The following is a 7854-nucleotide window of genomic DNA, read 5'->3' on the forward strand; positions in this document are numbered from 1 at the left end:
GCCGGTGGTCCTCAAGCTCGCCGCCAAGCGCCGCCCGCGCCGCGCCCGGCCTGCCGCCAGGAAAGTGCCGGCAGCGGTTGCCGGCTGAGGGCCGGGCAGGGTGTCTCCTACTGGAAATTGAAATACAGCGCCGGCGGGTACTGCGACCCGTCGCCGGCCGGCGCCTTTGCCTCCGCGGCGGGCGTTATCCCACCTGTCGACGTGTTGTCGAGCGGCGGACGGGTTTCCTCGGCCTTGGCGGCGTTGTCTTGGTGCGCCGGGGCCTTCTTCTTGGCCTCCGCGCTCTGCGCGAGCACAAGCATGACGAGCAGCGCGGACAGCGCGGATAGAACGACTTTCATGAAGGTTTCCTCCCTTGGTTCCACGGCATTCATTGCTTGAAACCGGACTCGTCGAGCAGCGCGACCTGCTTGCCGTCGATGTAGAAGCGGATCGCGTGCGCCTCGTTGTCGATGTCGATGCGCGTCGACTGCGCGGCCTGCGCAGCCGGGCCTTTGACATATTTCGAGGGAAGATCACCGGCCGGCGCGTAGCGGAAGAGCAGCGCCAATGCGATGCATCCGGCGGTAAATACAATGAAGGTCAGTCTGGAAGAGGCGCTCGAGGTCATCTGGTCGTTCCTTCAGGTTGAAGTGGCATTACGGTTCGGTTGCTCCAGGTTCCTGAGCCTGGTTTCGCCGTTGCTCGGTTGAAGCGTGTCACTGCTCTGCGAGGAAGACGTGCCCAGCCCACATTTCTGTGTGTTGTCCCGACGGCCTGCCCCTTGCCCGCGGCGAGCTTAGCGCCGGCCCGCGAACCGAGAAGGCAGCACGCGCGGAATGCCGTGGAATTCTTTGGAATTCCTGGAATATTAGCTTGTGGAAAAGTACAATGTAAGGATGCGCCAGGGCGTGTTATGGCTGACAGCGGACAGTAAGGGGCGGCCGCATGGCACAGCATATCGGGCAGAAATTGCGGCTGACTTCAGCCCTGCTGGGAACTGTCACCCGCAAGGAACTGGCGGCGGCCTTCCGGGCTGTCAATCCGAAGACCGCGTTCGATCTCGGCCGCGCCGACAAATGGCTGCAGGGCCGCGCCCAGCCCCGTGAGCACAGCGTCTACGACGATTGGGCGAAGCTGCTTCGCCTGGAGCACCCGGGCGCCTGGATCGCCGACTGCGATCTGCCGGATTTCATCGCCACCATCTCCGACCGTCACGGCGTCGACAGGGCCGAGCTCGAACGCCGCGCCAGCGCCCAGTTCGAGACGGCATCCAGCCATGAAGAGCGCAGCCTCGCCTTCGCGCTCGCCGGAACCTACGCATGCTATTCGCGCGCCTGGTCGCCCTATTTTCGCGGCCAGTTCATCAAGGGCATCCTGTCGATCGAGCCAGGGCCTGGCATGCATGGCCTGACCGCCACCTATCGCGAGTCCTTGCCGACCGGCCAGCTGGTGCTTGGCGGTCCGGTCACGCCGGCCAAGCGCGCCCTTTACGTGCATCTGAAGGAAGTCGGCGGCGATGCCCAGTTCTTCATCAGCCTGTTCCCGCAGTCGCAGCCGGGCAGCGTGCTTGGCGGCTATATGTGCGGCACCGCCATCATCGGCCCGGAGGCGCAGCCATCGCTGACAAGGATCCTCATCGTGCGTCTGCGCGCTCCACTGCCGGGCGCTGCCTCATGGGGCGGATACCTGTTGCCCGACCAGTCGATATCGGGTGATCTGGCATCGCTCGGCATCGCCATCGAGCAGCCGGAGCAGGTCGACCGGCAGCTCACGCGCTTCCTGGTCGGCGGCAGCGACGGCGGCGTCCACCAGGTCCCGCCGGCCGAGTTCCGCGCCATCCTGGACGTCTTCGACCGCCATTGGCTGCGGCACTCGGGCGCCTGAGCAGTCCCCACAAGGAAAGAAGGGATCGCGCAATATCCCCTCACGCCGCGGCGGAGACCGAGAGAGGAAGCCGTGCCGGGTGTTTCAGTCATCCTTCAAATCTTCGGCTTCGTCCTTGAGCTTGGTCCAGTCGGCACCATGCTTGCGCAACAAGGCGCGCGCCTGTTTCGGCGAGACGTCGGCAATTTCCGTCAGGTGCTCCACCTCCAGCTCTTGCCCTTTCACCACGCGGCTCGCCTGCTTTTTTTCTTTCTTTTCTTTGGTGGCCATCTCTGTGTCCTCTTCTTGCATCATCGGATCAACGAGGACCTAGAAGTGTTGGTTCCGGTTCCCATATTGTCGCTTGGCGGCTTGAGGTCCGGCCACGGTTGGTCGAGATTTGGTCGAGGCGGCGGCAGACCTGGCCGCCGGCAACGGCGCCCGCCGCGCCCAGTCTCTAGTCGGTCTTGCGCGGCACGATATAGCTGGTGACGGTCTTGTTCCCCACACCGCGCGTCACCGTTACGATCGCATGGCCGGCCGGCAGTGAACCTGTAATACTCAGGTCGATCTCTCGGCAGCGGCCGATGATTTCGCCGTTAGCCGATCTGGCAAGACGCTCCTTCAATGACGCCCGGCATTCCTGGACCGACATGTAGAGGTCGGGCGGCGAATCGATAGGTCGGCAGACGGAGGTCTGTCCGGGGCTGCACGAAAGCAAAATCATCACCGCCGCGACCGCCGGATCCATTCTTGAAATTCTCCATTGTGGCAAGCGTCAACGCGTAAGGGCGGGCTTAGTTTCGAAACTGTTAAAGTATGAAGGCTGAAGCTGGCTGGCGGGACACATCGATTCCTCCGCGGCGAGGGCTTCGGAAAGGACCGGACTGCGCAGGTTCCATTGAAAAGATGCTTGGCGAGCCAAGGATTTTCAGCCGAGTGCCATTCCAATCGCCAAGAACATGATGGCGACCGCGAACACCGGGGTGAGTAGCCAGCGTGCCTGATCGACGCTCTTATCCATGGATTCCTCTCCTGAACCTTGTAGCGAGCAACGAAGGCGGGCAATCAAGGGTTCCGGTTGCCGCCCCTGACGAGGCTATTGCGCCTGATAAGGTCGTACACGGTTCAGACCTAGGTCCTCATCGCGGAACGTTTGCAAAAACCTGGCGTTGGGTCTGCTTGCAGCGTGAAGACAATGTCGTCTGGCGCAACCACACCACCAGGAGGAAACTATGAAAATCTATCTCGCCGCAGCCGCTGCGGGGTTTTTGCTGCTGGCCGGTATCGGGGCTGCCGCCGCCGACACCCTGATCATTCAGCCGGAACAGGAAACGGTCATCCGGGAATATGTGAAGAAGAAGCCCCTGGCCTCGGTAGCGCTTCCTGGCGTGGAGCTCAACATCGGCACGACTCTTCCCGATACAGTCGAGCTTTATGAAGTTCCCGACGTGCAATACCGCTACGTCGTGATCGACAACCGGACGGTCCTCGTTGATCCGGGCACGCGCAAGATCATCAAAGTTTACGAATAGGCCAAACGCTTCAGCTCAGGCCCGCTGCATTTCGGTGCGGCGGGCCTTCAAGTCGCTCAAATATCGAGGAGCCATGCATGTTGGACCGTGAGATCGGGCAATCCCACGCCTTGGGACTGCGCGTAGCCGCCCTGAGGGCGAGGATGCGGGAAGCCCGCATTACCGAACACGAGATGAAGACCTTCCGGAAGGTCGCCGCGGTGATGGAAGACGGCCAGGGCCAGATTGGTGGCGACGACCTGATCGCCATATCCTTCGTGGCCGAAACCGAATAACGAGCCGGTGGGCCGGCTGTGAGGGCCCCAGGGCGTTGCGGGTCCACGCCCTGGTCGTCTTATCGGCCTTCGCCGGACGCGGCGTCGTTGTCTTTTGCGGCCCAGATTGCCCTAATTCGATCGCTGGCTTCCAGGTAAGCCATGTCGATTAGGTAGGTCAGAAGATCCTCACCGTCTGACCGCGCTCGCTCGCGGACTTCCCTCAACATTGCCTGGGCGAAGTGCAGGTTCCCTAGGCGGGTGGACTGTTCCATATGCGTTCCCAACCCTAAGTATTTCGCTTCCAAAAGTTATTAGACCAGTCTTACGTGATAATTACCGCTGCCAGGCAAAATTGGATTTGCAGCCGGCGAAACCGGCCCGCCGCTCGAAAGTGGGCCATGGCATGATCGCGGAGGGCTGCCACAACGCTCGGCGGCGTTAACCATGCCCTCGATTGTTGTCGAACCAACAGTGCGCCTTTCCCGTTTCGAAGCCATGCAGGATCATGGAAAGGCGAGATTCCGCTGTCGTCCAGAACCTTCGGGAAGCTGGATGGTGTGGGATGAGTCCGACAACGCTCCTGGTACCTTGGGAGGCCGCTCACTGGTCGGTCGCACCTGGCAGCGCGCCAAAGTGGCCTGCGATCTGCTGGCGCGCATTTATGACAACCGGCTGGATGCTCGATCGCTTGGCAAGCCGCGTGCCCACCCGGTGGATCGTGTCGACGAGCTCATCTCTTCCATCCGCAGGGCACGCGACTAGAGCATGATGCCGAAAAGTGTGAAGCGGGTTTCGGACGACATCATGCTCTATCTCTTTGATTTAGAGCCGGATTCAGATTTCAGGTCGATTCGACCTGAAATCATCCGGCTCTAGGGGGCGGTCAGAACGCGGTCCGGCGGCCCCATGCGACTCGCGGGCGGCCGCTGGGCCTAACCAATCGGGGCGAGCGCTGCCGGCCGGCGCCCGGTTCATCGGACCGTCATGAAACTGCGGCAAGTTGGGCGGGCAGTTCCCAACCTCCAAGAGCCATCTCGCCCGGTCACGCCGGGCGAGCTTTTTTGCTCGTTTGTCATTGGGCCGCGGTACGGCCGGCACGAAACCAAATCATCGACCGCGCGTTTCCAACCCAGCGAGGTCTTCTCGCTATCGACACCAAATCTGCCCGCCGGCCGCACACCGGCGGGCTTTCTTTGCAGCGGCCGCTGCCTGAATGGGCTCGGCTGGGTCAGGCGCCCACTTGCGATCGCAAGCCCATTCCCCTCACGCCGACCAGAAATACCTGACCGTGTGGAAGAACACCGGGGCGGCGAAGACCAGGCTGTCGGCGCGGTCCATCATGCCGCCATGGCCCTCGATCAGATGGCCCCAGTCCTTCACGCCCTGGTCGCGCTTGATGGCCGAGGCGACCAGGCCGCCGAGAAAACCCATCAGACAGGCGACAAGGGCGACGGCGGCCGCCTGCAGCGGCGAGAACGGCGTCAGGAACGACAACAGCGCGCCAAGCAGGCTGGAGGCGGCGAGCCCGCCGACCAGCCCTTCCCAGGTTTTCGACGGCGACACGGTCGGCGACAGCAGGTGTTTTCCGAACAGCTTGCCGAAGATGTATTGCAGCACGTCGCTGCCCTGCACGGTGATGATCAGGAAGGCGATGAGCAGGAGGTTGCGGCCCTCGAAGCCCGGCACGTCGAGCGTCAGCAGCGCCGGCACGTGGCTGACGAAGTAGACCGAGATCATGATCGCCCATTGCTGTGCCGAGACGCGCTCGAGGAAGCGCTCGGTGTCGCCGTTGAGCGCGGTGATCGCCGGCATCAGCAGAAAGCAGTAGACCGGGATGAAGATGGTGAAGAGCCCGTACCACGCCGTCCACACCAGCCAGTACTGGAATGGGATGATGATGGCGAACATGCCGAGCAGCACCCAGTGGTCGCTGCGCCGGCTGTGCGTCAGCGTCACGAATTCGCGCAGCGCCGCGAACGAGATCAGCGCGAACAGGATGGTCATGCCGGCATGGCCGAAGAAGAAGGCGACGGTGATCGCCACCACCATCACCCACCAGGCGTTGATGCGCTGGGTGAGATTGACGAGCGTCGGCGACAGCGGCTTCGGCGCTCGCCATGACAAGATGCCGGCGGTGACGCTGGCCGTCGACAGCACCGCGACCAGGCCGGCGATCAGGATCATGGTTTCATGTATCGGCGGTAGTGGCATCAGTCGTCTCGGTCGGGGCGGGGGTTGAGGGCGAGCAGCGTCTGGCGGGCGCGTTCGAGGAAGGCGCGCCGCTCCTCGCCGGGCGCGATGGTCACAGCCGGGCCGAAGACGACGCGGCACAGAAGCGGCACCGGCAGGAATTGGCCCTTGGGCAGAACCCGCGACATGTTCTCGATCCAGCACGGGATGAGCTCCACCTCGGGCCGCGCCATCGACAGGTTGTAGAGGCCGGAACGGAACGGCAGCAGCGGCTCGTCCGTGGTGTTGCGCGTGCCCTCGGGAAACAGGATCAGCGAATGACCCTGGTCGAGCACCGACAGCATGATGTTGATCGGGTTCTGTGACTCTTCGGTCCACTGCCGGTGGATCAGCACCGAGGACAGCATGTCCTCGGCGATGTAGCGGCGCAGCCGCGACTTGCCCCAATATTCGGCCGCCGCCACCGCATGGGTGCGGGCGCGCACTTTCTCGCTGAGGCAGGCCGAGAGCAGGATGAAGTCGCCATGGCTGGCATGGTTGGCGAAATAGATGCGCTGCCGCTCCGAGGGCTGGCTGCCGTTCCATATCGGTCGCACGCCGGTCACCACCCAGGCCAGCGCCGACAGGCCGACCGAGGTGATGGTCTGCAGGAGGGTGAAAGTGTTGGCGCGGATGTGGAGTTTTGTCATCGAAGTCTCAAAGCAATGCCGCCATCAGTGACGCCGCCGCGAACACCGCAAAGGCCATACGCTGCTTCATCAGCAGCCGGCGCGTACCCGATATCCGCTGGTCGAGCGATCGCGTCGCGGCAGGCATGGGCTTCAGCCGCATGCGGGCGAGCAAATCATCGACCGCGCCGCCGCCCGAAACCTCGCTGTCATGGCTCGCCATCAGCCGGAACAGCAGCGCGTCGAACAGGAGGAGCGCGGTGAAGGCGAGGGTAGCCAGAGCCGCCGCCGCAGGTGACACCGCTATCGGCGGCAGCGTGGCTGGTGGCTGCGGCCGATAGCGGTGTCACCTGCGGCGCGGCCGCCAGCCCGATCACCGGCGCGGCGAGCAGGCAAGCCGCGACCGCCAGCAGCGGCCACGCCGCCTGCAGCATAAGTCCGGCGGCGAACGCGCCGGCTTTGTCCTGATAGCTATTGCTGTTCATGCCGCTTCGTCCATCCCGGCCTGAATGTGCACCGGTCGGCCGGAGGCGGCGAGCAGTTTGCGCGCCTGCGCGGCGGTGTGCGAGCGGCCGGTGCCGACCAGCCATGCGGCGGCGAACGTGGCGCTGCGCTGGAAGCCGAGCGCGCAGCAGATCAGCACCGTCCCCTGCCGGCGCGCCGCCTCGATCGCCGGCACCGCTTCGGAGAGTTGCTTCGCGGATGGCGGCAGAAGATCGAGCACGGCGAGGCTGATCCAGCGGCAGGATGCGCCGCGCGGCCGCTCCAGTTCGGCGGCAAGGTCGATCACCGTGCCGAAGCCGCTGGCCTCGGCAGCCGTCGGGAACCGGCCGAGGAAGACGCCGTCGGTGACAGGCACCATTGGCGACAGCGTGCGCGTCCAGGCCCAGAGATTGATTCTGGCGCCGACGCGGTAGGGCCAGAGCAGCAGCCGACTGGCGAGTGAGACGCGGCCGTCCGCCGCTTTCTGGAACACCTTGGCTCCGGCGCCGGCATAGCCGAAGGCGACGATGGCCAGCGCCAGCGCCGGCCACAGAAGGGCGAGGGCAACCGCCGAGACGAGGGCGCCGCCGGCCGCGCCCGCCAGCAGCAGTGTGGCCCCCAGCGCATAGAAGACCGCCAGCCGCTGCGCTTTCCTGTCGGTCGCCAGCCGGAAGCCGGCGAAAGGCAGTTCGCCCGTGCGCGGGAACAGCCACAGCGCGAACAGGCCGAGCAGCGCGCCGGTCGGGATGTCGATGAAATGGTGCTGCCATGTCGTCAGCACCGAGGCGCCGATCAGGAAGCACCAGACGTGCCAGGCAATTCCTGAGATGCCGCTCAGCCGGTGCCGCCAGTGGTCCCAGATGATCGTAAGCCTGT

Annotated in this window: 12 protein-coding genes; 4 read left to right on the forward strand and 8 right to left on the reverse strand. The window is 64.1% G+C overall.

The genetic code is table 11. The annotated features are described in order from the left end of the window. Window positions 1-107: 107 nt before the first annotated feature. Window positions 108-341, reverse strand: coding sequence for a hypothetical protein (locus tag EN742_RS16305; RefSeq protein WP_127422753.1), 234 nt, complete (start codon window positions 339-341; stop codon window positions 108-110). 29 nt (window positions 342-370) lie between these two features. After that, window positions 371-550 carry a hypothetical protein gene (locus EN742_RS16310; protein WP_245455507.1) on the reverse strand — a complete coding sequence of 60 codons (180 nt, stop codon included), beginning with the start codon at window positions 548-550 and terminating at the stop codon, window positions 371-373. A gap of 377 nt (window positions 551-927) precedes the next feature. Between EN742_RS16310 and EN742_RS16315 the strand changes: the two genes are divergently transcribed. Continuing rightward, window positions 928-1866: a hypothetical protein gene (locus EN742_RS16315; protein ID WP_128333027.1), complete on the forward strand. Its 939-nt coding sequence runs from the start codon at window positions 928-930 to the stop codon at window positions 1864-1866. Window positions 1867-1950: 84 nt separating this feature from the next. Here EN742_RS16315 and EN742_RS16320 read toward each other — a convergent pair whose 3' ends face one another. Together EN742_RS16320 and EN742_RS16325 are read right to left on the reverse strand one after the other, a co-directional pair. Next, the gene (locus EN742_RS16320) at window positions 1951-2136 is read right to left on the reverse strand and encodes a hypothetical protein (protein WP_127400152.1); all 186 of its coding nucleotides are present in this window, start codon (window positions 2134-2136) and stop codon (window positions 1951-1953) included. Between the two features lie 166 nt (window positions 2137-2302). After that, window positions 2303-2596, reverse strand: a complete 294-nt coding sequence (locus EN742_RS16325; RefSeq protein ID WP_127406104.1) for a hypothetical protein — start codon at window positions 2594-2596, stop codon at window positions 2303-2305. A gap of 484 nt (window positions 2597-3080) precedes the next feature. On the opposite strand from EN742_RS16325, the gene EN742_RS16330 reads away from it, so the two are divergent. The 3 genes from EN742_RS16330 to EN742_RS16345 all read left to right on the forward strand — a co-directional run bounded on the left by EN742_RS16330 (window position 3081) and on the right by EN742_RS16345 (window position 4399). Next, window positions 3081-3380, forward strand: a complete 300-nt coding sequence (locus EN742_RS16330; RefSeq protein WP_126055351.1) for a DUF1236 domain-containing protein — start codon at window positions 3081-3083, stop codon at window positions 3378-3380. A 77-nt stretch (window positions 3381-3457) separates the two neighbouring features. After that, entirely contained in the window at window positions 3458-3655 is a 198-nt protein-coding gene (locus EN742_RS16335; RefSeq protein WP_126055350.1) for a hypothetical protein, read from the forward strand. Between the two features lie 426 nt (window positions 3656-4081). Beyond that, window positions 4082-4399, forward strand: a complete 318-nt coding sequence (locus EN742_RS16345; protein WP_126055348.1) for a hypothetical protein — start codon at window positions 4082-4084, stop codon at window positions 4397-4399. Window positions 4400-4900: 501 nt separating this feature from the next. Here the strand turns inward: EN742_RS16345 and EN742_RS16355 are convergent. The 4 genes from EN742_RS16355 to EN742_RS16370 all read right to left on the reverse strand — a co-directional run. Continuing rightward, window positions 4901-5848 (reverse strand): phosphatidate cytidylyltransferase, encoded by a 948-nt coding sequence (locus EN742_RS16355; RefSeq protein WP_126055347.1) that lies wholly within the window; start codon window positions 5846-5848, stop codon window positions 4901-4903. Beyond that, entirely contained in the window at window positions 5848-6516 is a 669-nt protein-coding gene (locus tag EN742_RS16360) for a lysophospholipid acyltransferase family protein (protein ID WP_126055346.1), read from the reverse strand. Before EN742_RS16360 ends, EN742_RS16355 begins: the two co-directional genes overlap by 1 nt. 7 nt (window positions 6517-6523) lie before the next feature. Further along, entirely contained in the window at window positions 6524-6796 is a 273-nt protein-coding gene (locus tag EN742_RS39400; protein WP_245492336.1) for a hypothetical protein, read from the reverse strand. Between the two features lie 180 nt (window positions 6797-6976). After that, window positions 6977-7854: dual specificity protein phosphatase family protein (locus EN742_RS16370; RefSeq protein ID WP_128333028.1), on the reverse strand; the 878-nt coding region annotated here is incomplete at its 5' end.

This window comes from Mesorhizobium sp. M4A.F.Ca.ET.020.02.1.1 (assembly GCF_004022645.1).
Taxonomy (GTDB): Bacteria; Pseudomonadota; Alphaproteobacteria; order Rhizobiales; family Rhizobiaceae; genus Mesorhizobium.

What these genes read in the sequence shown, in the direction of transcription:
- EN742_RS16305 (WP_127422753.1), bottom strand. Translation starts at nt 341, where the DNA reads ATGAAAGTCGTTCTATCCGCGCTGTCCGCGCTGCTCGTCATGCTTGTG.
- EN742_RS16315 (WP_128333027.1), top strand. Translation starts at nt 928, where the DNA reads ATGGCACAGCATATCGGGCAGAAATTGCGGCTGACTTCAGCCCTGCTG.
- EN742_RS16320 (WP_127400152.1), bottom strand. Translation starts at nt 2,136, where the DNA reads ATGGCCACCAAAGAAAAGAAAGAAAAAAAGCAGGCGAGCCGCGTGGTG.
- EN742_RS16325 (WP_127406104.1), bottom strand. Translation starts at nt 2,596, where the DNA reads ATGGATCCGGCGGTCGCGGCGGTGATGATTTTGCTTTCGTGCAGCCCC.
- EN742_RS16330 (WP_126055351.1), top strand. Translation starts at nt 3,081, where the DNA reads ATGAAAATCTATCTCGCCGCAGCCGCTGCGGGGTTTTTGCTGCTGGCC.
- EN742_RS16335 (WP_126055350.1), top strand. Translation starts at nt 3,458, where the DNA reads ATGTTGGACCGTGAGATCGGGCAATCCCACGCCTTGGGACTGCGCGTA.
- EN742_RS16345 (WP_126055348.1), top strand. Translation starts at nt 4,082, where the DNA reads ATGCCCTCGATTGTTGTCGAACCAACAGTGCGCCTTTCCCGTTTCGAA.
- EN742_RS16355 (WP_126055347.1), bottom strand. Translation starts at nt 5,848, where the DNA reads ATGCCACTACCGCCGATACATGAAACCATGATCCTGATCGCCGGCCTG.
- EN742_RS16360 (WP_126055346.1), bottom strand. Translation starts at nt 6,516, where the DNA reads ATGACAAAACTCCACATCCGCGCCAACACTTTCACCCTCCTGCAGACC.